Consider the following 24,412-nt stretch of genomic DNA (forward strand, 5'->3'; position numbering starts at 1 on the left):
GAGTCGGCTTTTTCCGTTGAAGACAAAGCCTTGCTGCATCGCTTCAGGTAGCAACTGGGGTTGCTTCTGGAGCCATCCTTGGATTTGTTGGCGGGCAAAAGCGATTTCTTTCATGAAGCGGGGATAGTCTTTTTGAGCGATAGGAATGAAGATAGTGGCGAAGTTTATTTTATCTTTGGAAGCTGCCATGCTACTGGAGGTGTTTGGGTGCAACCACATCAACAGCAGTAATGGCAGCTTTTGTTTAGCGATCATTGCAAACTGTTACAATTAGGTATTTTCTTTTTATTCTTTGTCTTGCCTTCAAGTACTCCGTGTAGAGTCGAAAATTTCATAGCCCATGCAAGCCGTCCTCAATCTCCCCATTGCTGGTACTAGTGGTCAACCAGAGAGTACCTGCATGGGGAATACTATGCCACAAACTGATACCTACCAGCAGGACGAAACAGTAGCAAACGACACCGAATTATTTATCCGGCGGGTTTTCGACACGGATGCACAGAAAGGATGCGAATTACTCTTTAGGTTGTATTATAAGCCGATGTGTAGTCATGCGGTGCGGTTCGTTTATTCCAAAGAAGTAGCGGAGGATCTGGTGTCGGATGTGTTTTACACCTTCTGGAACACAAAGGCTTTCTTGTCCGTAAATCGCTCATTTCGGGCTTTTTTGTTCCGTTCGGTGCGGAACCGGGCCTACAATTATTTAGCGAACGAATTCAAGAAAAATACCCCGCTCGAATCGGTCGAACAGCAGGAAATGTCCCCCGCCAATGGACCGGAGTCGATGATGCGCTTTAACGAACTGTTTCAAAAAGTAGATGAACTAGTGGCTGCCCTGCCTCCCCAATGCCGAAACGCGTTTATCCTCAATCGGTTTGAGGGGAAACGGGCCAAAGAAATCGCGGAGGAAATGCAGTTGTCGGTCCGAACGGTGGAAGTACATATCGCTAAAGCACTGGCTGTATTGCGCGATGGTCTGAAGAACCAATGGCTGCTGGTTGGGCTGATTTCGGGGTTGGGAAAATGGCTCGGTGTTATTTTTTTAGGGTAGCCCTACGTATTTTTTCGGTTAACCTTGTCCATACCAGTAGAAAGCTACCAAGCGTATGAATACAATGACTCTCTCTGAAGCTAAACCGCTGTTGTTTGCGCACTTCGCTAACAAAACGACCCCGTTGCAGCGACGCATCATTGAGGAGTGGCTACGTGACGAAGCCAACCAGGAGCAGTTTTATGCCTGGCTGGTTGAATGGGAAAATCAGTTGCCCATCTACCAGCCGGATACCGAAGCCCCGCTCCAGCGTTTTACGGCGCACATGACTAATCGACCGAATGCTAATACGGAGGAATTTATAGCGGAAACAGAATTACCCGTCCGGTCACTTTGGGGTCGTTTTCGGTTGATGGCAGCTGCTTCCATTCTGGTCCTGCTAACCCTGGCCGGGTGGGTTAACCGCAGCCGGATACTGTACCAGTCCTACCGGACGGCCTATGGCGAAACCCAGACCATTCACCTGCCCGATGGCAGTACCGTTACGCTTAATGCCCATTCTACCCTGCGATTGCCCCGTTTCGGCTTCGGCGACCGTTCCCGCGAGGTGCAGCTAGCCGGAGAAGCGTTCTTTTCGGTCCATCACCGGGCCGATAACCAGAAATTTATTGTCAGAACGGCCAACGGCTTCGATGTTATCGTACACGGTACCGAATTCAATGTCTCTACCTACGCCCATCGGGCTAACGTCATGTTGAGCAGAGGGCAGGTACAGGTCGACTATTTGGTAGGGGCTACCCGAAAACAGCTCATGCTCGAACCGGGCGATCTGGTTAGTCTGAACCAGCCCAGCGCGCCAAAACTAACCCGACACGTTCAGCCGCAGGTGTACTCGGCCTGGAAAGAGCATCGGTTTGTATTCAATGATATGACCCTGCTGGAGTTCGGACAGCTGCTCACCGATACCTACGGTTTGCGGGTCGAGATACCGGACGACCTGACCCGGCGAACGCTGGTCGGGTCATTCCAGGCCGACAGTGCCGACGAGTTGCTACAGATTGTATCGGAACTTTTAAACCTTAATGTAGTCAGACAAACCAATTCCATACTGCTCAGCGAGCGTGAGCCTACAGAGCGCAATTAGTTAACTCCTTTATCCTTACTGAATCATGAAAAAAACTTTGCTTTACGTAAAGACGGGATTGCTATTGCTGTACCTGTCCGTATCCGGGCAATCGGCATGGGCGCAAACGATAGCCTGGGCGCGCCAGATACCGACAAAAACCGTCCAGACATCGGCCGAAACGCGCCAGCTTCGGGATGTACTTCAGTTGCTGAAAAGCCATTACCACATCGATATTCTGTTTGAAGGCGGGCTGGTTGACAAGGTAACCGTCCCGGCCGATGCGCTTGACTTTAGCCGGAAGGTAGAGCCTAATCTGGATCGGGTACTCCAGTCGACCCCACTCCGGTATCGGAAAGTGAAAGAGGGTTTTTATATGATTATCAGCGATCCTAAAATCCGTAAAAGGAACCTGTCTTCCATCGGTCTGGACAGCACGGCCGATGGCCGGGTACCATCGGCTTTTCGGCTGACAGAACGGGCGGGCATGGGTAGCCGGTCCGAAACCGGTTTGCCAGCCGTTATCAGCGCGGACCAGATTGTAACCGGGAAAGTCACCGACGAAGGCGGGGAAAGCCTGCCGGGTGTCAACGTAGTTATAAAAGGCACGACACGCGGCACCACCACCGACGCATCGGGGAGTTTCCGGTTCAGTGTGCCCAACGCAGCAACCATTCTGGTTTTCTCCTTCGTGGGCTACAAAACAAGCGAGGAAGTCGTCGGCAACCGAACCAGTTTTACCGTCGTGCTGGCGGCCGATAACAAAGCATTGAAAGAGGTAGTCGTGGTGGGTTACGGCACCCAGCGCGCGCAGGATGTTACGGGTTCGGTGGGGACGGTTAATCAGGCTGCTATCAAAGACCTGCCCGTTTCCTCCCTCGACCAGAAAATTATCGGGCAGGTCGCCGGGGTACAGATTCAACAGGTTTCCGGGTCGCCCGGTGCGGGTACGTCGGTGCGGATTCGGGGCAGTGGCTCGCTGGGAGCGGGTAACGAGCCGCTGTACGTGGTCGATGGAATGCCTTATTCATCGGGCCTGAATCAGAACCTGAACCCCCTGGTATTCATCAATCCCAACGATATCGAATCCATCACCATCCTGAAAGATGCCTCCTCGACTGCCATCTACGGCTCACGCGGGGCTAATGGCGTGGTAATGATTACGACCAAACAGGGGCAACTGAACCGTACCCAGATAACCGCATCGGTGATGCGGGGTGTGCAGGTGGTACCCCAGAAAGGCCGCCCTCAGCTCATGAACCAGCAGGAGTTCATTGATTTACAACGGAATAAAATTGACATAGCCGTTCGGCGGGCCGAAAATCGGGAAGCTACTCTGGCCGATTACCCCGTAGAATACCGCACCCCTGAACAACTGGTGGGTAAAGGTACCGACTGGTACGACCTGCTTCTTCAGGCGGCCCCCATTCAGGACTACAACGTCAACATAAACCGGGGTACGGAGAACTCACGGCTGAGTGCCAGCCTGGGGTATTTCAAGCAGGACGGGGTGCTGCGGTACACGGGCGTTCAGCGGTACAGTGCCCGGCTGAGCATGGATTCAGACCTCGGCAAAGCCGTTCGGCTGGGGGTTTCACTCCAGCCTTCCTTCATCGACCAGAACCGGACCAACACGAACACGAGTCGGGAAGATGTGATTGGCGTAGCCAACTGGGCCAACCCGGTGCTGTCGCCCTACGATGCCAATGGTAATCTGATTCCCTATCTCGTATCGCCACAGAGCAAGTACCATTCGGCCTGGAGTTTTGCCAATCCACTGTATAGCCTGAGAGAGACAGCGCAGACGCAGCAGCAGTTCCAGAATTTAGGCAGTGCCTTTCTGGAATGGTCAATTACGCCGGATCTGAAAGTGAAAACGTCCGTCAATACCATCTGGTCAACGTCTAAGTTTTCGCAGTACGTCCCCAGCACGGTGGGCGGCTCAAACCGTCCCCCCGTAGCCGGTACGGGTAGTTCGGTCAATAACACCGGACAGAGTTTCAACTGGCTTATCGAGAACACCCTGACCTACAAGAAAGAATTTGGCGACCATCGTATCGACGCACTGGCGGGGTACACAACGCAAAAAAATACCGATAATACAATAAGCCTGACGGCAGGGCCGTACGCTAACGACCTGGTGCAAACCATCAACGCGGCCCCCACTATCAACAACTGGGGACAGTCGGTAAATGAGTGGAGTATCATCTCGTACCTGGGCCGGATTAATTACGGATTTAAAGACAAATACCTGTTCACGGCTACCATCCGTTCCGATGGCTCATCGCGGTTTGGAGCGGCCAACCGGTATGCTGTTTTCCCCTCGGTGGCGGGGGCATGGCGAGTATCGGAAGAAGACTTCTTTAAAAACAACCGGGTCGTCAATAACCTCAAACTACGGGTTAGTTACGGTAAGAGTGGCAACAATAACATCGGTAATTACTCGCACCTGGCCAATATCAACCCGGGTTCCTACGTGTTCGGCAACACGCAGGTGACGGCCGCGTATGCGGGTCTGGCCAATCCCTTCCTGACTTGGGAAGAATCGACGCAGCTTGATGCGGGTCTGGATGCCGAATTCCTGAATAACCGCTTCTCGCTGACCGTCGACTTCTACAACCGGACGAGTAGTAATATGCTCCTGAACGACGTGATTCCGGCCATTACGGGGTTTAACTCGCAGGTGGTCAATAAAGGGAAAGTGCGGAATCGTGGGGTCGAAATCGGACTGGGCATGCGGCCGCTTACCGGGCCGCTTACGTGGAGTCTCAACGCCAATATCGCCTTCAATCGCAATAAAGTACTGTCTATCAATGATAATGGCGACCGCATTTTATCAGGTAATAATGATGGCAACCCAACGCACGTAACGGTGGTTGGATTGCCCATTGGCCAGTTCTTCGGCTTCATTCTGGACGGTGTCTATACCGATGCCGATATTGCCAATCCTGACATCATCAAAACCACGCAGGTATATGCCGGTAACCCAAAATACCGGGACATCAACGGCGATGGTGTTATCAGCGACTTTCTGGACTATACCATCATCGGGAATCCCTACCCGGATTTTACGTTCGGCTTGACCAATAACTTCACCTACAAACGCTTCAGCCTGGGGGTTATTCTGAACGGTCAGTACGGTGGTCATGTCATGAACGGTCTTCGGCAAACCGTTGATAACCTACAGGGATTTTTCAACGTTCGGGAGGCCTGGGTTGACCGCTGGCGCAGTTCGGATAATCCCGGTAACGGCACCTTGTCCGGCGTGCCCAAGCTGACGCCAAGCTGGGGCCACCGGGTCAACTCGATGTGGGTGGAAAACGCCACGTTTATGCGCATTGCCAACCTGAATGTTGGGTATGCGCTACCGGATGCACTGGTCAAAAAAACGGGTTTTCTGAGTGGGTGCCGCCTATACATGACCATCCAGAATCTGGCGATGTTTACGCGCTACGAAGGGGCCAACCCCGAAGCCCAGTCCCGGAATATTGATAATACGCTGTCGCCGGGTTTCGATATATCATCGTATCCGCTGGCCCGCACTACGTCATTTGGTGTCAATCTGCAATTCTGATTCGTCAGAGCGTATTTAACCTCCTTAACCGCGAACCAACATGAAAACCCTTATCGTCGGATTGACCCTGCTGCTCCTGTCGGGCTGTACGAATAAATTTCTGGAACTGTACCCCAAAACCACCCTCAACGAAGGGAATTTTTACCAAACCGAAGTTGAGTATATTCTATTGGCTAACGGCTGCTACGTACCCATGCGGGATTACGAAAAAAATACCCACTGGGTGCTGGCCGAGTTAATCTCGGATAATGCCAGTTTTCAGTACAACACCCGTACCGGCGAGGCTTCCAAAGGGATAATCGACCAGTTTATTTTCGTATCCAATAACGTGGCTTATTCGGATTTCTGGAACCTGTCGTACAATGGCATTACCCGCTGCAACAAGCTGCTGAGTGAACTGGGCCGGACGGGTGTAAACTGGTCGAAAGATTCGTACCGGGACCGTTGCGCAGGTGAGGCCCTGTTTTTACGGGCCTTGTACTATTTTAACCTGGTGCGGCAGTTCGGGGGCGTACCGCTGGTGTTGACCCCCATTGCATCGCAGGATGCCGTGAACGTGAAACGCTCGACAGAAGCGCAGATTTATGAGAATATTATCAGCGACCTCAAACAGGCGGCTACCCGTTTTGCGGCTGCCAAAGATGTGGAAGAAGTGGGTCGGGCCAACGAAATGTCGGCCATGGCGTTGCTGGGTAAAGTGTACCTCACCAACCAGCGTTATGCCGAAGCCGAAGCAGCCCTGAAAGCGGTGATGGTATCCGGCAAATACAGCCTGTTGCCCAACTACGCCGACCTGTTCAACCCGGCCAGCAAAGATTATAAAGAAACAATATTTGCCATTCAGTACTCCGAAAACAGCGTCGAGCTATCCAACCGGTTTATCTTCTGGTTTGCCCCGCACACCTCTGGTGGATCGGTCACCAAACGTCCCAACATCAACATCATTGGCGCGGGCTGGAACCAGCCAACCCAGGACTTGATCGACGCTTTTGAGCCCGGCGATAAACGCAAAGACGTATCGATCAACTTCTGGACGGGCCTGGACTGGGATTCTAAAGTGCGGCCTATTCCGTACTGTGCCAAGTATAAACCACCCATTGCTGCCCCCGACGACCGCTGTAGCGATAACCTGCCAATTTTGCGCTATTCGGATGTATTACTGATGTATGCCGAAGCACTCAATGAACTGGGTAGAACGGGTGAAGCCTTACCCTTTGTGCAACAGGTACGTAACCGGGCGGGGCTTACCAATCCGTTAACGGGATTGGATAAAACGGCGTTACAAACGCTCATCGCCAAAGAACGACAGGTGGAGTTCTGCTTTGAGAACCAGCGCTGGTATGACCTTAAACGAACGGGTAAGGCCCTGACGGTGATGACGGCTCATGGCCTTCGGGAAAAGGCGCTGAAACCATTTCTGTACCCGGAAGCCTATACCATTCCGGCGTCTAAACTACTGGCACCCGTTCCCGTGGTCGAGGTTTCGGTCAACAAGCTGGAGCAGAATCCAGGGTATTGAAGAAAGCCTCTGTAAAAGACCACCTTTACTGTTTACTTATCCGCTGTTGTGAAAAACGTTATTATACTTTCGCTGGTCGTGGTTACCACGCTGGCACTTCGTCCGGTAGACATTCGACAGGTAGCCCCATCGAAAGTCCCCAATATAATTTTTCTGCTGGCCGACGACCAGCGTTGGGATGCGCTCGGTGTGGCGGGTAATACACTCATTAAAACGCCCAGCCTCGACCGACTGGCACGCGATGGATTTTACTTCAAGCGCTCCTACGTAACCACCCCCATCTGTGCCATCAGCCGGGCCAGTATTTTCAGTGGTCAGTACGCCCGTCGGCACGGGATTGTCAGTTTTGCCACGCCTTTCTCCGACTCTGCCCTGGCGCAGACGTACCCGGCACTGCTGCGGCAGGCAGGGTACCGAACGGGCTTCATCGGGAAGTATGGCGTGGGCAATACCATGCCCGTGGAGGCATTCGATTACTGGCGCGGCTTTCCGGGCCAGGGTAATTATGCCGCCCGCGACGCGCAGGGAAACCCTGTTCATCTGACCGATTTGATGGAGCAGCAAATGGATGAATTTCTCCAGGCCAATCCCGCTGGCCGGCCGTTTTGTCTGAGTGTGAGTTTTAAAGCGCCCCACGCGCAGGACGGAGCTACGCCGGAATTTCCCTATGCTGACCGGTTTGCCGATTTGTATCGGGATAAAACCATACCTCGCCCGGAGTTGGCGAAGGACAAGTACTATCGGCAATTTCCTGACTGGTTCCGGCACAACGACAAAAATGAATCCCGTATCCGCTGGAGCCGTCGGTTTGCGACGGACTCCCTGTTTCAGGAAACGACAAAATCGTATAATCGCCTGATTACGGGGGTTGATGAAGTAGTGGGTAACCTCCGTCAATCGTTAAAAGAGCGTGGCCTAGCAGACAATACCATTATCCTGTATACCAGTGACAACGGTTTTTATGAAGGAGAATACGGGTTTGCTGATAAATGGTACGGCCACGAGTTATCCATCCGGGTACCACTCATTATTTACGACCCCCGGCAGCCTGCGTGGCATGGTCAAGCCACTAACCGGTATACCCTTAACATCGACCTGGCACCCACCATGCTTACGCTGGCGGGCGTACCCGTACCCGCCCGGATGCAGGGACGTACCCTGACGGCGCTGATGAACAATCGCAACACACCCTGGCGTACCGAGTTCTATTTTGAACACCCGATTAATATTCCCTCCGTATTTATTCCGCAGTCGGAAGGAGTGTTGAGTGACGATAAAAAGTACGTTCACTACTACAATGTTCGGGAGCCTGCCGATAGCTATGAAGAAGTGTATAACCTGAAAACAGACCCGGGAGAGTTAATGAATCTGGCGAATAAACCGCCCGGTAAGGCGCTGGAGAAATCCCTGCTGCCCATTTTTAATCGACTTAAACAGGCCGCCCGGTAAGGCCATTAACTAATAATGCAGCGATGAATTCTAGCAAACTATGTATCGGTGGCGCATTGCTTATCGGCCTGATGGCCTGGAAATCTGCCCCCCCTATAAACCCAGATTTATCCAGTCAGGCTCCGGTCAAAAAGCCGAATGCGGCCCAGCCGAACATCGTCATCGTTATGGCCGACCAGTGGCGGGCACAGGACCTGGGCTACATGGGCAACCGGCAGGTGATTACGCCTAACCTGAACAAACTGGCCACCGAATCTGTCAATGCCCGACTGTGCATGGCCGAAGTACCCGTTTGCGCCCCCAGTCGGGCGAGTATGCTCACGGGGCAGCACGCCCTGACGCATGGCGTTTTTTATAACGACCGGCCCCTCCGCAACGAAGCCCTCACGCTGGCCGAAGTCTGCCAGCAAAGCGGTTACCAGACTGGATTCATTGGCAAATGGCACATCAATGGTGGGCTGGCGAAAGATTTTGCTCCTGGTCGATTAGCGCCCATCCCCGCCGACCGGCGGCAGGGGTTCGAATACTGGCGGGGCCTGGAGTGTACGCATGACTACAACAACTCACCGTACTACAACGAGGTGAACACCCGGTTTGTGTGGCAGCAGTACGATGCCATCAGTCAGACCGATTCGGCTATTGCCTACATGAACCGTAAGCGTGATGCTCCGTTTTTTCTATTGTTATCTTGGGGTCCCCCGCACGACCCTTACCAGACGGCCCCCAAAGAGTACCGGCAGAAATACGCCGATAAGTCGATGACGCTTCGCCCCAATGTGCCGGCCAAAGACACGCTGGCAGCCAGCCGGGCGCTACGGGGCTACTACGCGCACATCAACGCGCTCGACGACTGCATTGGCCGCTTGCAGGCCGCGCTGAAAGGCGCTGAGTTGGACGAAAACACTATTTTTATCTTCACCTCCGACCATGGCGATATGCTGTATTCGCACGACCAGACCAACAAGCAAAAACCCTGGGATGAGTCGATTCGTATACCATTTATGCTTAAATACCCGGCTTTGCTGGGCCGGAAGGGGAAAACGATGGACGTACCCATGAGCCTGACCGATGTAATGCCAACGATACTGTCGCTCAGCGGCCAGGCCATTCCGGCGAGTGTGGAGGGGGAAAACATGGCCGGGCTATTCCAGAAACCCCGCCCCGCCAAACCTAACGAAGCCGTGCTCATTTCGTGCATTGTGCCGTTTCACCAGTGGAATTACGCCCACGGCGGACGTGAGTTTCGGGGCATCCGCACGGCCCGTTATACCTATGTACGCGATCTGAAAGGCCCCTGGCTGTTGTACGATAATGCCAAAGACCCCTACCAGTTGCAGAACGTAGTCAACCAGCCCGCTATGAAACAAACCCAGCAGCAACTGGAAGCGCTGCTAACGAATAAACTCAACACCACCAACGATAAATTTCTGACCGGCAACGTGTATATGGACAAGTGGCACTATCCCTGGGCGGCTCAGGATTCGCTGAACAACCCGTATTACCGGTAACCGTATTGGATGCTTGAAAACCGTGAATATAAGCATCAGTAAAAAGCCCTGCGTTGATGGTTTACCCCATATGAAACCACTTTTTTCGCTGACTCTTTTCACGGTTCTTTTTGCTTACCATTCCGCTCAGGCCCAGCTACCGCCCATCTTCAGCGCCGAACGGGCCCGGCAGGCCCGACCCGACCCCACCGTTCGGCAGTATTTATCGCCGGTGAAAATCACCTGGCAAACGGGTACTGTCACCAACGCCGACCGGCTGCTCAAACCCGGCAACGGGCAGGCCGACCTGTCGGGGAAGGGGACGTGTTCGCTTAAAAGCAACGGGCAGTCGAAAGCAGGGCTTCTGCTGGACTTTGGGCGGGAACTACACGGTGGTCTTCAGCTCGTAACGGGGCAGTGGAAAGAGAGTAAACCCATCATGGTCAGGATTCGGTTCGGTGAATCGGCGAGCGAAGCGATGGCCGATATCGAACCCAAACAAAACGCTACCAATGACCACGCCATCCGCGACCTCACTGTGCCGCTGCCCTGGCTGGGCAAACTGGAAATTGGCAATACCGGCTTCCGCTTTGTCCGCATCGACGTGCTGGACCCTGCCGCCAAACTGCTGCTCAAAGAGGCAAATGCCATCTTCACCTTCCGCAACATCCCCTACGTCGGCTCGTTCCGGTGCAGCGACACCCTGCTGAATACCATCTGGAATACGGGCGCCTACACCGTTCACCTCAACATGCAGGACTATCTCTGGGACGGCATCAAGCGCGACCGGCTGGTGTGGGTCGGCGATATGCACCCCGAAGTCTCGACTATCAACGCCGTGTTTGGCTACAATGAGGTGGTGCCCAAAAGTCTGGATCTGGTGCGCGACATTACGCCCCTGCCCGGCTGGATGAATGGCATCAGCACCTACTCGATGTGGTGGATTCTCATCCAGCGCGACTGGTACCGGCAGTACGGAAACCTGGACTATCTGCAACAGCAAAAAGCCTATCTGGTGCCGCTGCTGGGTTTGTTGCGGCAACAGATAGGCGACAACAACAGCGAAAAGTTAGACGGACTGCGATTTTTAGACTGGCCGTCGAGTGAAAATAAAGAAGGGATTCACGCGGGCCTGCAGTCCATGCTGGTGCTTTCGCTGAGTGCCGGGGCCGACCTTTGCCGCATTCTCAACGACCCTGCCACCGCCAACCAGTGCGACGAAGCCGTGGCCAGACTGCGCAAATACGTGCCCGACCCCAACGCATCGAAACAGGGCGCGGCTCTGCTGGCTCTGTCGGGGCTTATGCCCGCTCAGGAAGCCAACAAAAAAGTATTGTCGGTGGGGGGAGCGCGTAACTTTTCGACCTTCTACGGCTACTACATGCTTCAGGCGCAGGCTAAAGCGGGCGATTATCAGGGAGCCATCGACAACATCCGGCAGTTTTGGGGCGGTATGCTGGCCTTGGGTGCAACCACTTTTTGGGAGGATTTCAACCTGGACTGGGTAACGAATGCCGCACGCATCGATGAACTGGTGCCGGAAGGCAAAAAAGATATTCACGGCGATTGTGGAGCCTATTGCTATGTTGGGTTTCGGCACAGTCTGGCGCACGGCTGGGCATCGGGACCCACGCCCTGGCTGACCGAGCACGTATTAGGTATTCAGGTGATGGAGCCGGGCTGCAAAGCCATCAAAATAGAGCCGCACCTGGGTGACCTGACGTTTGCCGAAGGCACCTACCCAACGCCCTACGGCGTGCTGACCGTGAAGCATACGAAGCTGGCGAACGGTACCGTTCAGTCCGACATCAGCGGCCCCAGAGAAGTCCGAATTATTCGATAAAACCACCCGCTGCTTAACCCTCCAGCAACCTGCTACCCTATGCGTTCCCGCTCACGTGCTTCCAAACTGATAGCGTTTATAGTCCTCCTTGCAACCCTCATGAGCCAGCCTGCGTGGGCGGATTCGGACCTGAAAGCGGTTCGTCTGCGGACCGAATACAAAATCAATCCGGTGACAGACGTGGCCAACCCCCGGCTGAGCTGGGAACTGACATCGGCGGTGCGGGGGCAGGTGCAAACGGCCTACCAGATCGTAGTGGCCTCATCGGTACAACAGCTGGCCGCTACCAAAGCTGACCTCTGGGACTCCGGTAAGGTGATGGGCAATGCCACCAATCAGGTTGAGTACAAGGGGGTACCCCTCGCTTCCCGCATGATCTGCTACTGGAAAGTTCGTAGCTGGGACAAAAACGGGCAACCCGGTGCGTGGAGTTCCCCAGCAACCTGGGAAATGGGCCTGCTCAGTAAAGCCGACTGGAAAGCCGACTGGATTGGCAATGACCTGACGGCCCTGGGCAAAGGCAAAACGTACCACCTGCCGCCCGCGCCTTTTTTTCGGAAAGAGGCAATACTCAAACCAGCCATCAAACGAGCCCGATTGTACGTCACGGCGCTCGGCTTGTACGAATTTTACATCAACGAAAAGCGCATTGGTAAGGATTATTTTACGCCCGGCTGGACGGATTACAATAAGCGGGTATACTACCAGACCTACGACGTCACGGCCGACCTTAAACCGGGCAAAAATGCCCTTGGTGCCATCCTGGCCGACGGGTGGTATGCGGGGTATCTGGGCTACGCACTGCTGGTGGGCAACCCGGTTGTGAGAGGTTTTTACGGCGACGTACCTTTGCTCAAAGCCCAACTCGAAGTTGAATACGCCAACGGTGGGAAAGAGGTTATCACCACCAACCAGGGCTGGAAAACCAACCACGGCCCCATCGTGGAAGCGGATATCCTGAACGGCGAAACCTACAACGCCACGCTGGAATTTCCGGGCTGGAACAAGCCCGGCTTTACCGACTCAGCCTGGAAAACTGCGGCTGTTTACCCCGACAAAGCCGACCGGGATGTTGACGTCTACCCCGGCGACCCCATTCGGGTGTTTCAGGAATTGAAAGCCAAAACCGTAACGCCAAAGCCGGGCGGCAAGTACCTGTTCGATTTGGGGCAAAACTTTGCGGGTATTGTCCGGCTGCGCGTAACGGGCAACAAAGGCGACACCATCCGGCTGCGCTACGGCGAGGTGCTATTTCCCAATGGTGATATCATGACCGAAAACCTGCGGAAAGCGCGGGCCACCGATACCTATGTTCTGAAAGGCGATAAACAGGGCGAAACCTGGGTGCCCCGGTTCACCTACCACGGGTTTCAGTATGTAGAAGTGTCCGGGTTTCGAATGCCCCCAGCCAAGGATGCCATCACGGGTATCGTGCTAACTTCGGCAACGCCCGAAGCCGGGTCGTTCACCACCGATAATAAGCTCGTCAACCAGCTTTATCATAACATCGTCTGGACGCAGCGTTCCAACTATTTCGATGTGCCGACCGACTGCCCGCAGCGCGATGAGCGGTTGGGCTGGACCGGCGACGCGCAGACCTACGTGCAGTCGGCTACGTTCAACAACGATATTGCGGCTTTTTACACCAAGTGGCTGGTCGATTTGAACGACGCCCAACGCGCCGACAAAGCATATCCTATTTATGCCCCGGCGCCTAACGTTCGCAAAACGGATACCTACTCACCGGGTTGGTCGGAAGCGGGTATTATCTGCCCCTACACTATTTACAAAACCTACAACGATACCCGCGTGATTCGGGCGTTCTGGCCAAATATGGTGGCTTACCTCGATTTTATGGCCCGTAAAACAAATGGGGACGTCATCTATAAAGAAGCAAGCTTCGAGGATATTTCGCCCAAAGGCGGCTTCGGCGACTGGCTGTCGGTTGGTAAAAAAACACCACCCGACATGCTGGCAACCCTATACTATGGCTACGTAACAGCCATGATGGCCGAGATGGCCACCGCCATTGGTAAATCCACCGAGGCCGCTGCGTACGAAGCTAACGTCAATAAAATCCGTCAGGCCTTCCTCGCTCACTACGCGGACGAAACGGGTAAATTCAAAACCAACGCGGCTGCTTACGGCGATGGGGAAGGATACGTAGATGGCAAAATGGGTTTCGATGGTCACACCCAAACGGCTTACGCCAACGCGATATACATGCATATGCTCAATGCCGGACAAACCGCGAAAGCGGGCAACTGGCTGGTTGACCTTATCGAAGCCAACAACGGTAAACTATCGACTGGCTTTCTGGGTGTAAAGCCGTTGCTCCCTGCTCTGTCGGCCACCGGCCACAGCAACGAAGCGTACAAACTGCTGCTCAGTACGGACTATCCATCCTGGGGTTTCGAGGTGGTGAACGGGGCCAACACGATTTGGGAACGCTGGAATAGCTACGTGAAGGGGAAAGGATTCGAGAATAATGCGGGCATGAACTCCTTCAATCATTACGCCTTCGGGTCGGTGAACGAGTGGTTGTTTGAAAACGCGGCTGGTATTAAGGTTGGCAAACCCGGTTACCGGACGTTTATTATCCGGCCCGAAATTGCCGGGACGGGCATCAACGCCGTGGACGCTACGTACCATTCCATTAACGGCCCGATCAAGACAGCCTGGAAAAAGACGGGGAAAATGACAGCGTTGACCGTTACGGTACCTGCCAATACAAAGGCAACGGTGTTTATTCCGGTCACCCATTCAGGGGAAATTCTGGAGTCGAACAAGCCTCTGGAAAGCGGCTCCTCCATACGGATGATTGAACGCAGCAACGGATACCAGTCAGTAGAGGTTGGTTCGGGTACCTATCAGTTTACCTCGCAGTAAATTAGCCGGTAGTCTGGCTTTATTCTATTTACGGTACGAAGAAGAAAACGAATACACATGATGAATCGCCGGAATGCCATAACCCAGCTATCGCTCCTGCTCGGCGGTACGCTGTCAATGCCCACGGTACAGGCCATGAGTCGCCTGGAGAAACGGGAGATTGTCACCCCTATAAACAGCAACTTCTCACTCACGAATGAGCAGCGGTCACTCATTGCCGAGGTGGCCGAACAGATCATTCCCAAAACCGACACACCGGGAGCTATCGAAGCGGGGGTTCCTGCCTTCGTTGAAATGATGGTACAGGACTGCTACCGAGAGCCTGAACAACAGAGTTTCATGGCTGGCATTGAGCAATTGCAACAGCAAAACTTCCTGAGTAAGAACGGTGCCGAAAAGGTAGACATGCTCACAAAACTCGAAGCCGACACGAAAGAACAGATGAAAACGTATCAGGTGAAGCAGACCAAAATGGGCGACAACGAGGATAAGGAAGTGATGAAGGCTCAACTCAAAGGACTGCCCTTCTGGCGGCTGATGAAAGAACTGACGCTACTGGGCTATTTTACGTCCGAGAAAGGCCTTAATGCCAACTTTGAGTATGTGCCGGTTCCCGGTAAGTTCGAATTAATCAAGCTGAAACCCGGCCAGAAACTGTACGCTTACTAATCCCGTCCCAACTTCGTATGAATCTCAATATAACAACCGATAAAACGCATCGCTACGATGCCATTGTAGTTGGCTCCGGTATGACCGGTGGGATAGCTGCCAAAGAACTCACCGAAAAAGGGCTGCACGTGCTCATGATTGAGCGGGGCCGGGAAGTAAAGCACATTGAAGATTACGATACTGCCACCAAAGCCCCCTGGGAGATTGAACACCGCGACTTCATAACGGTGCATTCGGCGGAGGAACGCTGGGCCAACCGTCGGTTCGGCACGCTGGCCAGTGATGCCACGGTTGAGTTTATGACCAACGACCAGCAGAACCCCTACGAAGAAAAACGACCTTTCGACTGGATTCGGGCGTACCATACGGGCGGCAAATCCATGCACTGGGGGCGGCAGACGTACCGCTGGAATGCACCCGATTTCGAAGCCAATGCCAAAGATGGCTACGGCGTCGACTGGCCCATTCGTTACGAAGACCTTGTGCCCTGGTACACGCGCATGGAGAAGTTTGTGGGTATCAGCGGGAAGGCCGAAAATCTGGCCGTACTACCCGACAGTACGTTTCTGCCCGGCATGCCCATGACCCCGCCCGAACAGCACTTTCGGGACATGATTGACAAGAAGTTGAACCGCCCCGTCACCATTGGCCGGGTAGCTAACCTGTCTAAAGCGCAGCCCTGGCATACAGCGCTGGGACGGGCCTCCTGTCAGTACCGGAACAAGTGCGTTCGGGGTTGCCCCTACGGTGCCTATTACAGTTCGCTGGCGGGTGCTATTCCAGCCGCAAAAAACACGAAACGCCTTGATATTTTACACGACAGTATCGTGGCCGAGGTGATGTATGACGAAAAGACCAAACGGGCCAAAGGCGTTCGGGTTATCAACCAGCATACCAATGCGGTCACGGAGTATTTCGCCCGGATTATTTTCCTCAATGCGGGGAGTATGAATACGGCGGCTTTGCTGCTCAATTCTAAATCAAACCGTTTTTCCAACGGGCTTGGCAACGAAAGCGACCAGGTCGGGCGCAACATTATGGATCACCACCTCGGCGTGGGGGCCAACGCCACCATTGACGGGTTCGAGGACGATTATGTGTTCGGGCAGCGGCCCAACGCGCTCTATATTCCCCGCTTCCGCAACTGGGGCAATGATAAACAAACGGCCTATCTGCGCGGCTTCGGCTACCAGGGCGGTGCCAATCGTAGCGACTGGAAACGGGGTACCGCTCAGGACGGCTTCGGTGCATCGTTCAAGCAGGAAATGACCCAGCCGGGCAAATGGAGCATTGGGTTTGGTGGATTTGGCGAGGTGCTGCCCAACCCCAACAACCGGATGACGCTCAGTACCACCAAAAAAGACAAATGGGGCATCCCCCTTATTGTATTCGACGCGGCCTTCGGGGAGAACGAGATTGCCATGCGGAAAGACATGATGAACTCCGCCATGGAGATGCTGGACGCAGCCGGGTTTAAGAACATAACGGGCAACAACCGCCAGGATGTTCACCTGGGACTGGGCATTCATGACATGGGAACGGCCCGCATGGGCAAAGACCCTAAAACATCGGTACTGAACAAGTTTAACCAGGTTCACGACTGCAAAAACGTGTTCGTGACAGACGGGGCTGCGATGGCTTCCTCGTCCTGCGTGAACCCATCGCTCACCTACATGGCCCTCACCGCCCGTGCGGCCCATTATGCGGTTGATCAACTGAATAAAAAAGTATTGTAACTGACTATTTTTCGCTAATCTGCCAGCGTAAAGACGATTATAACCGAACGGATGCAAAAAATCTGGTGGGGGCTTTCTTTTCTTCTATTCATAGTAAGTGCCCGGATGATGCAGGCCCAGTCCAGGCCCAATATAGTGTTGATACTGGCTGATGACATGGGTTGGGGCGATATGAGCAGTCACAAAAATCCGGTTGTCGAAACGCCGGTACTGGATCGTCTGGCTTCGCAGGGTGCCCGTTTCGAGCGTTTTTACGTCAGTCCCCTTTGCGCTCCCACGCGGGCCAGCTTGCTGACGGGTCGGTACCACCTGCGTACGGGAGTAGCGTCCGTTACGAGCGGGCTGGAAACCATGCGAAGCAGTGAAGTGACGCTGGCAGAGGTGTTCAAAACGGCTGGATATGCCACCGGTGCGTTTGGGAAATGGCATAACGGGGCGCACTACCCTGAAAATCCGCAGGGGCAGGGCTTTCAGGAATTTATGGGTTTTTGCGGGGGGCACTGGACGAATTACTTTAACACCATGCTCCAGCACAACGGCCAGATGGTAAAGACCAATGGCTACATCACCGATGTGCTGACGGATGCGGCACTCGGTTTCATTGAACAGAACAAAACAAAGCCGTTCCTTTGCTACATACCCTACAATGCCCCCCACAGCCCGTTTCAGGTACCGGATGCGTACTTCAATAAGTACAAAGCCCAAGGAGTGGCCGACAGGGAGGCTGCCGTGTACGGCATGGTGGACAATATGGATGAAAACATCGGGCGTATTCTACGAAAGCTCGATGAACTGACACTCAGTGACAATACCATCGTTATTTTCCTGAGCGACAACGGCCCCAATACCGAACGCTACAATGGCGACATGAAAGGCATTAAAGCCTCGGTCGATGAAGGGGGAAGCCGGGTGCCTTTCTTTATCCGCTGGCCCGGAAAAATCAGGGCGAATACCCGGATTGAACCCATCGCAGCCCACATCGACCTGTTGCCGACGTTGGTCGAGTTGGCCGGAATTACCAGCCTCGCTACGGCACCCCTGGATGGAAAAAGTATGGTGCCACTTCTTAACGGCCAAACGGCGAACTGGCCGGAACGTACGCTGTTCACCCACGTGTTGAAAACCGATTCGACCTACGCCATTAATCCTTATCCGGGTGCTTCCCGTACGACCCGCTACCGGTTTATCCGGGGTAAAGAAGCAGACCAGTTGTATGATATGCTGGCTGACCCCGGCCAGAAACAGAATATCATTGCGCAGAAACCAGCCGTTGCGGCCGAACTCCGAAAGCAATACGATGCCTGGTTTGCCGACGTAACCCGGAAAGGTATTCACCCCGAAATAACGCAGGTGGGTTTCGCGCAGTCGCCGGTTACAGAACTGTTCGCACCCGACGCGACCAAAACGGGTTCTGTGCATTATTTTGCCAAAAACGGCTACGTACACGACTGGTTTACGGGCTGGCAGCAACCCGCCGATGCCGCGACCTGGACAATCAACGTCGTTGAACCGGGCGACTATCGGGTGGCGTTAACCTACAACTGCTCCGCCGGATTCACGGGACAGTCCGTACTGGTGCGGGTAGGGGAGCAAACACTGAAGAAATCCATCGAAAAGGCGTTTGTGGGCGAAGTGTATCCCAGCCCCGACCGTGTGAAGCGGATTGAAGCGTATGAGAAAGATTGGGCAACGGTGCCGATGGGACGGGTGACCCTACGCAAAGGTCAGCAAAAAGTACAGGTGCAGGCAGGCGGCAAGGCCCCGGTTCCATTTGAGTTAAAATCCGTGCTGATTGAGAAACTGGCCAACTAGTGGTTTTCGTTACCCTTACCCTTACGTTTATAATTCGCTCCCAATTGCTGTATTACAGACAGGAAGTTTTAAGCGTATAGATAACGTGACCTGGGTTGAGCTGACAGCTTAAAATCAGTACAATTGCACACAAAAAGGGCCACCCGTACTATCCGGGTGGCCCTTTTTGTGTATCCGCTGGCAATTAGAGGTAGTCAATAATACGCTTGCCCGTGATGCCATTCTGTAACTCACGTCGTAAAATAGCCCGCCGACGGCGTGGCGTCGCCGATACGTATTTTGCCCGCATTTTGAGGGTAAAACTGACGAACATGTAGACGCCGAAAAGACATCCCAGAATGATCAATGACAGCGTGTTTGAAATGTTGCGGTGCAACAGCAGAAACATAATCGTGTTGAGCAGCGATACCCCACAAAGCACAATGGTTGCATTTATGTGCGAAAGACCATTGTCCAGTAAAATGTGGTGCATATGATTCCGGTCGGCAGAGAAGGGGGAACGACCGGCCAGAATGCGCACCAGGAATACCCGCAGTGTATCGAAAATTGGAACGATCAGGATAACAATGGCAATAATGGGGGCGTTGAAAAAAGCAGTAGGCTCGTAGCGGTAAGAAGCATTTAAGCTTACAAACCGCACGGCAAAGAAAGCCAGCATGAAACCTATAATCAGGGAACCCGTATTACCCATGAAAATTTTGCTGGTTTTTGAGAAGTTGAACCGCAGAAATCCCAGCAATCCACCGGCCATTGTAAAGGCCAGACAGGCCATAGTAAAGTGGTTAGTCAGCAGAAACCAACTGCCAAATGTACCACTGGCAATGGTGGCGATACCCCCCGCCAGGCCGTCGATGCCATCAATAAGATTGATGGCATTTGTTAGGGTAATAAAAATAAAACAGGTCAGTATAATGCCCACTACCTCATCGATATGGTGGAAACCCAGGATGCCGTACAGGTAATCGACCCGCAGATCGCCAAACAGCACCAGGATCATGGCGGCCAGTACCTGAAACGACAGCTTTTTGGTAGGGTCTATACCCACCAGATCGTCTTTAATACCGATGAAGAACAAAATTGTCATACCCACAATCGAAAGATTGGCCCGGTAAATCTCCGTCTGGTCGATACTCGGCCATAAAAAATAGGCGATCAGAATGGCCGCGTAAATGGCAATGCCACCGAAGGTTGGGGTAGGAGTTGAGTGCGACCGGCGTTCGCCGGGTTTCTCCATGAGTGATTTTAGTTCAGAAATCTTGATAATGACTGGTATGGAAACAATAGCAACAAAGCAGGCAACTAAAAAGGAAAGAATGCACTGGTAAAGCCCGAGTGTAAACACATCGTCGCCGAATTTGTGCAGTATGTAGGCTATAAATAAACTGATGTTCATACCGGAGAAGGTTTAGATACTGTTACCTATGGGAAAAGTTGTCGAGTAACGCCACCTAATTTGAAACGAAAGTAACCTGTTTCACTCGCTAAGGAGTGTAAAAATCAGGGTTTTATTTAAGGATGCAAAAAAAACTGATGCAACGGCTTGTTAGATTAATTAGTCGGGTAATTCGGGCGGTTTACTGATGTATTGTTTAAGCTTTCGTAAGGGCTTCAGCCAAAAGGTGAAAAAATAGGGTTTTAAGTTATTTAATTGCCAGGCTGTCTGGTCTTCCCGATTGGCGCGAAGGCGATTTTTTAAGCTACTGTTGCTAATCCCACCCGCCCGCATCACAATGGTCACTTCATCCATGTAAGCCAGTCTGGCTTTATTCTTATGGATGAACCGCAACATCAATTCATAGTCGGCCGCACTTTTCATATCGAGCCGGAAAGCACCGTGTTTTTCGTAAAGCAACCGCTTTGCGAAAAAAGAAAGGTGCCCTGGCATCCAGCCCCACAAAAAGGCATTGTCATGATACCAGCCCGAACGCCAGTAGCGTTTCAGCTTTTGCGGGTCGTTACGGTCTACATAAAGCATATCGCCATAAACAGCGTCGCTACCTGTCCGCTCGAACGTAGCCACCATATTTTCAATAACGCGGTTGTGCCGATAAAAATCATCGGCGTTCAGCAAACCGATTACCTCGCCGGTTGCCAAACCAATACCTTTGTTCATTGCATCATATAAACCTTTATCAGGCTCTGAGATGAAATGGGCAATTTTCGTGCCGTAAGATTGTACGATTTCCACCGTTCCGTCGGTCGATTGTCCATCGATGATAATATACTCGATGTCGGGATACGTTTGGTTCAGAATCGACTTAATACAGTCCTGAATAAAAGAGGCTCCGTTATAAACGACCGTTATGATAGATACTTTCACGCGTTGATGGTTCGTTTGCGTACAAAAACAGCCGGATTACCCTGATAGATTCCATACGCTTCCAACGGGCGGGTAGCTACTGAATTGACAGCCAGCACCGAATGGGACGCGCACTGAACGCCCCCGCAAACCACCGATTTTGCCCCGATCCAGACACCGTCGGCCAGGTGGATGGGCCGGGTCACCAGATCGAACGTGGCCCGACTGTAGTCGTGGTTACCCGTCAGCAACATAGCCCCCTGCGACAGGCAGGCGTTGTCGCCAATGACAATCTCACTTAGGTTATCAATCCAGACCTTTTCACCAATCCAGACGTAGTTCCCCACCCGAAGTAACCAGGGGTATTTGATATTGACGGCTGGCTTGATCATAACCCCCGTTCCAATCTTGGCTCCAAATAACCGTAAAATGGCTATCCGGATGCCGGCGGGCAGGGGTAAGTAGGTGTTGACCAGAAATGCGTTGACCAAAAACCACGCAACTAACCGCCAGCGCGGTCCGTGATTGTACCAACTGTTGTTGAAACGGGACAGATCCGTTTTGCCGTTGAGGGGTTCCATCATAGGGTCGCTAGGCTGGGTTACTTTCATTGGCTGAAGGGCTGTTGATGGACGATTGACCAACCGGCGGTGTTTTGTCGGGCCGCAGGTCTTTCCCGTATTCTTTTCGGAAATAGTCGATAAGTGCTTCTTTATCCGTGCCTACCCGTATGCTCACTTCCAGCAGTTTGGCATCTACCAGAAACCGGTACCAAAGCCCCTGTAGAAAACACCACACAAAACCAGGGCGACCATCCAGAAACCCCAGCCGGATAAAATATCGGTACATGAAATACAGCACCGGTCTCGTAAAGAGCGGGAGTGATGCGTATTTCTCTTTCAGATACCGCATCCGTTGTTCCTGGGTGCCAAACAGGCGGGGCTGCACCGTTTCGGCTTTGTCGAACTGATACCGGTAGTTGAGCAGGTTGATCATTTCCAGAATGGTGTAATGATTGTGTTTCTGCGTCCACCAGGTCAGGTTATTCAGGTTATGGTCAACAATATCGTGGGCAAACTGAATAGATTCTCCCTTGGTTAGTTTGATGTGCTCATCGTGCCATACCTGCTCGCAAAAACCGTCGCCCCGTCGCCACAGCCGCAGGAGCCAGATGGGGTAAAAACTGCCGTGCCGTATCCAGCGATTTAAGAAAAAGACCCGTCTTTTTACATAAACGCCACCTACTTCGGTGGGTAAGTCCGCTAATCGTTCATTTATTTCGCTGGCCAGTTCAGGCATCACGTACTCATCGGCATCCATCCGCATAAGCCATGGTGTCTGGAACGGTATTTGTGCTATTCCAAAGTTGAATTGTGTGGCGTAGTTTACCCAGGTGTTTTGCACCACTACGGCACCCATAGAACGGGCTATCTCAACGGTATTATCGGTTGAAAATGAATCGACAATAAATAATTTATCTGTAAAAGGTTTCAGACTCTGTAAACAACGGGTAATGTGTTTTTCCTCGTTATGCGTCAGGATGATTACCGCTACATCGGCCATGTGGTATAGAGCTACGGGCATAATAATAAGGCACTTTTAACGTCTATTCTGATAAAAAGGCCTTATTTTTAGTACCCCGTTTGGAGTTTTTACACTACACAAGAGTATAACTTTTTTTATACAGTGCAAAGCTAATGAAGAGACTCTACACAAGCATCATATTACTTTTGTTATATTTTTCGGCGTTTGGTCAGCTTGTATTCGAGCAATTACCCCGCGACCTGCAACTGTACCCGCGCGATGGCAATAATCAGGCCCGCGTAGTGATTAGTGGCAGGACCAGCACAACCGGTTATACCAAAGTGAGTACGCAGGTGCTGCGCGCCGGTAAACTCACCAGTGTGGTCAGCCAGTCGATTAACCCAACGGTTAGTACTGCCCTTTTTTTCCTGTCTGCTGTTATTAAGGCCGAACCGGCTGAGTATTCCTTCCGCATCTTTGCCTACAAGGGAACCGATTCTACCCTGATTGTGGAGCGAAAACGGGTTGTTTGTGGCGATGTGTATATTCTTTACGGCCAATCGAACGCGCTGGCACTGGCTGGCCTGGATACCTACTATTCGATTGGTTTCGATGATACCTACCTGCGCACTGCCGATTATCCGGTTACGGCCAAGCCAACCGAAATCAGCTGGTATCCGGCCAAACAGCCTTTTGGTAGTGTGGGGGGGCTGGGCCTGACCATACAGCGGCTGATTCTGCAAAACTACGGCATACCCACCTGCATACTGAATGGTGCCCAGGGAGGACTGTCCATCGCGCCCCTGCTGGCCCGCGATCAAACGAATCACGCCAATACCGGTACGTTCTACGGAAATCTGCTTTACCGGGCGCAGTGGGCGGGGGTGGCAAATCAGGTAAAAGGTATCATCTGGCGACAGGGGGAGGAGGATGCCGGGTCGGGCATACCGGGCTACGCGAATAAGTTTAAAACCCTTTATAATCAGCTTCGCGAGGATTACGGAAATACGCGGATATACGTTGGGCAGATTAATATCCTGGCCGATATGAAAGACAGCGCTGCCGTGGTGCGGGATTTTCAGCGACGGACGAAATACCTTTTCAGTAATGTAGAAACTATCGCTACCGTTGGTACGCAGGGCTATCAGGGCGTACATTACGAGCCTTTGGCCTACCAGCAACTGGCGTATGAGCAGTATCGGCAGATAGCCCGCGATGGGTATGGATTGAAAGATACGCTCCAGATTAATTCGCCGGATATAAAAAAAGTCGTTGCCAACGCTCGCAGAGACTCCATTACACTCGTTTTTGAGGATCAGATGCAGATGGTCTGGACGAATGATACCACCTTTTTTGATTTCTCACCGGGTGGTAAAAATACCGTTCGCCAACTGAAAAACTATTTTTACTTCGATGGGCAGGCGGATCTGGTTGCAGCGGGTAGTGCCGATGGAAGTAGAATTACGCTGGCGTTGAAGCAACCGATTCAGGCTAAAA

General features: G+C 52.7%; 17 protein-coding genes. 12 read left to right on the top strand and 5 right to left on the bottom strand.

All coding sequences use genetic code 11. The features are described 5' to 3' along the window. Positions 1-255, bottom strand: a 255-nt coding sequence (locus tag B157_RS36535) for a hypothetical protein (RefSeq protein ID WP_041952407.1), incomplete at its 3' end; no start/stop codon positions are given. Positions 256-340: 85 nt separating this feature from the next. On the opposite strand from B157_RS36535, the gene B157_RS36540 reads away from it, so the two are divergent. The 11 genes from B157_RS36540 (at position 341) to B157_RS0133225 (ending at position 19,092) form a co-directional block, all read left to right on the top strand. Next, entirely contained in the window at positions 341-1,051 is a 711-nt protein-coding gene (locus tag B157_RS36540; RefSeq protein ID WP_157618677.1) for an RNA polymerase sigma-70 factor, read from the top strand. A gap of 64 nt (positions 1,052-1,115) precedes the next feature. Continuing rightward, positions 1,116-2,135: a FecR family protein gene (locus B157_RS0133180; RefSeq protein WP_020607600.1), complete on the top strand. Its 1,020-nt coding sequence runs from the start codon at positions 1,116-1,118 to the stop codon at positions 2,133-2,135. 25 nt (positions 2,136-2,160) lie between these two features. Next, complete coding sequence (locus B157_RS0133185) at positions 2,161-5,688, top strand: SusC/RagA family TonB-linked outer membrane protein (RefSeq protein WP_020607601.1); 3,528 nt, start codon at positions 2,161-2,163, stop codon at positions 5,686-5,688. Positions 5,689-5,728: 40 nt separating this feature from the next. After that, on the top strand, positions 5,729-7,207 hold the full coding sequence (locus B157_RS0133190; protein ID WP_020607602.1) for a RagB/SusD family nutrient uptake outer membrane protein: 1,479 nt from the start codon (positions 5,729-5,731) through the stop codon (positions 7,205-7,207). A gap of 48 nt (positions 7,208-7,255) precedes the next feature. Next, positions 7,256-8,656, top strand: coding sequence for a sulfatase family protein (locus B157_RS36545; RefSeq protein ID WP_020607603.1), 1,401 nt, complete (start codon positions 7,256-7,258; stop codon positions 8,654-8,656). Positions 8,657-8,679: 23 nt separating this feature from the next. Continuing rightward, a complete protein-coding gene (locus tag B157_RS0133200; protein WP_020607604.1) occupies positions 8,680-10,164 on the top strand; it encodes a sulfatase family protein in 1,485 nt (494 codons plus the stop codon). A 70-nt stretch (positions 10,165-10,234) separates the two neighbouring features. Further along, entirely contained in the window at positions 10,235-11,986 is a 1,752-nt protein-coding gene (locus B157_RS0133205; RefSeq protein WP_026309128.1) for an alpha-L-rhamnosidase-related protein, read from the top strand. A 99-nt stretch (positions 11,987-12,085) separates the two neighbouring features. Continuing rightward, positions 12,086-14,875: an alpha-L-rhamnosidase gene (locus B157_RS0133210; protein WP_020607606.1), complete on the top strand. Its 2,790-nt coding sequence runs from the start codon at positions 12,086-12,088 to the stop codon at positions 14,873-14,875. Positions 14,876-14,932: 57 nt separating this feature from the next. After that, positions 14,933-15,544, top strand: a complete 612-nt coding sequence (locus tag B157_RS0133215) for a gluconate 2-dehydrogenase subunit 3 family protein (RefSeq protein WP_020607607.1) — start codon at positions 14,933-14,935, stop codon at positions 15,542-15,544. A gap of 17 nt (positions 15,545-15,561) precedes the next feature. After that, the gene (locus B157_RS0133220) at positions 15,562-17,280 is read left to right on the top strand and encodes a GMC oxidoreductase (RefSeq protein ID WP_020607608.1); all 1,719 of its coding nucleotides are present in this window, start codon (positions 15,562-15,564) and stop codon (positions 17,278-17,280) included. Positions 17,281-17,331: 51 nt separating this feature from the next. Then, positions 17,332-19,092, top strand: coding sequence for an arylsulfatase (locus tag B157_RS0133225; protein ID WP_026309130.1), 1,761 nt, complete (start codon positions 17,332-17,334; stop codon positions 19,090-19,092). Between the two features lie 184 nt (positions 19,093-19,276). On the opposite strand, the gene B157_RS0133230 is transcribed toward B157_RS0133225, so the two are convergent. From B157_RS0133230 to B157_RS0133245, 4 genes are all read right to left on the bottom strand, one after another. Further along, positions 19,277-20,485 carry a glycosyltransferase family 4 protein gene (locus B157_RS0133230; protein ID WP_020607610.1) on the bottom strand — a complete coding sequence of 403 codons (1,209 nt, stop codon included), beginning with the start codon at positions 20,483-20,485 and terminating at the stop codon, positions 19,277-19,279. Positions 20,486-20,644: 159 nt separating this feature from the next. Then, a complete protein-coding gene (locus B157_RS0133235; protein ID WP_020607611.1) occupies positions 20,645-21,412 on the bottom strand; it encodes a glycosyltransferase family 2 protein in 768 nt (255 codons plus the stop codon). Then, positions 21,409-22,002, bottom strand: coding sequence for a WcaF family extracellular polysaccharide biosynthesis acetyltransferase (locus B157_RS0133240; RefSeq protein ID WP_020607612.1), 594 nt, complete (start codon positions 22,000-22,002; stop codon positions 21,409-21,411). Before B157_RS0133240 ends, B157_RS0133235 begins: the two co-directional genes overlap by 4 nt. Then, entirely contained in the window at positions 21,983-22,954 is a 972-nt protein-coding gene (locus tag B157_RS0133245) for a glycosyltransferase family 2 protein (RefSeq protein ID WP_020607613.1), read from the bottom strand. Before B157_RS0133245 ends, B157_RS0133240 begins: the two co-directional genes overlap by 20 nt. Before the next feature lie 134 nt (positions 22,955-23,088). On the opposite strand from B157_RS0133245, the gene B157_RS0133250 reads away from it, so the two are divergent. Next, positions 23,089-24,412 (top strand): sialate O-acetylesterase (locus tag B157_RS0133250; protein ID WP_041952410.1); only part of this gene is annotated, 1,324 nt, incomplete at its 3' end.

It is taken from the genome of Spirosoma spitsbergense DSM 19989, assembly GCF_000374085.1.
Lineage (GTDB): Bacteria > Bacteroidota > Bacteroidia > Cytophagales > Spirosomataceae > Spirosoma > Spirosoma spitsbergense.

Excerpts from the sequence above, each read along its gene's own strand:
- B157_RS36540 (WP_157618677.1), top strand. The coding sequence starts at position 341 with ATGCAAGCCGTCCTCAATCTCCCCATTGCTGGTACTAGTGGTCAACCA.
- B157_RS0133180 (WP_020607600.1), top strand. The coding sequence starts at position 1,116 with ATGACTCTCTCTGAAGCTAAACCGCTGTTGTTTGCGCACTTCGCTAAC.
- B157_RS0133185 (WP_020607601.1), top strand. The coding sequence starts at position 2,161 with ATGAAAAAAACTTTGCTTTACGTAAAGACGGGATTGCTATTGCTGTAC.
- B157_RS0133190 (WP_020607602.1), top strand. The coding sequence starts at position 5,729 with ATGAAAACCCTTATCGTCGGATTGACCCTGCTGCTCCTGTCGGGCTGT.
- B157_RS0133200 (WP_020607604.1), top strand. The coding sequence starts at position 8,680 with ATGAATTCTAGCAAACTATGTATCGGTGGCGCATTGCTTATCGGCCTG.
- B157_RS0133205 (WP_026309128.1), top strand. The coding sequence starts at position 10,235 with ATGAAACCACTTTTTTCGCTGACTCTTTTCACGGTTCTTTTTGCTTAC.
- B157_RS0133210 (WP_020607606.1), top strand. The coding sequence starts at position 12,086 with ATGAGCCAGCCTGCGTGGGCGGATTCGGACCTGAAAGCGGTTCGTCTG.
- B157_RS0133215 (WP_020607607.1), top strand. The coding sequence starts at position 14,933 with ATGATGAATCGCCGGAATGCCATAACCCAGCTATCGCTCCTGCTCGGC.
- B157_RS0133220 (WP_020607608.1), top strand. The coding sequence starts at position 15,562 with ATGAATCTCAATATAACAACCGATAAAACGCATCGCTACGATGCCATT.
- B157_RS0133225 (WP_026309130.1), top strand. The coding sequence starts at position 17,332 with ATGCAAAAAATCTGGTGGGGGCTTTCTTTTCTTCTATTCATAGTAAGT.
- B157_RS0133230 (WP_020607610.1), bottom strand. The coding sequence starts at position 20,485 with ATGAACATCAGTTTATTTATAGCCTACATACTGCACAAATTCGGCGAC.
- B157_RS0133240 (WP_020607612.1), bottom strand. The coding sequence starts at position 22,002 with ATGAAAGTAACCCAGCCTAGCGACCCTATGATGGAACCCCTCAACGGC.
- B157_RS0133245 (WP_020607613.1), bottom strand. The coding sequence starts at position 22,954 with ATGGCCGATGTAGCGGTAATCATCCTGACGCATAACGAGGAAAAACAC.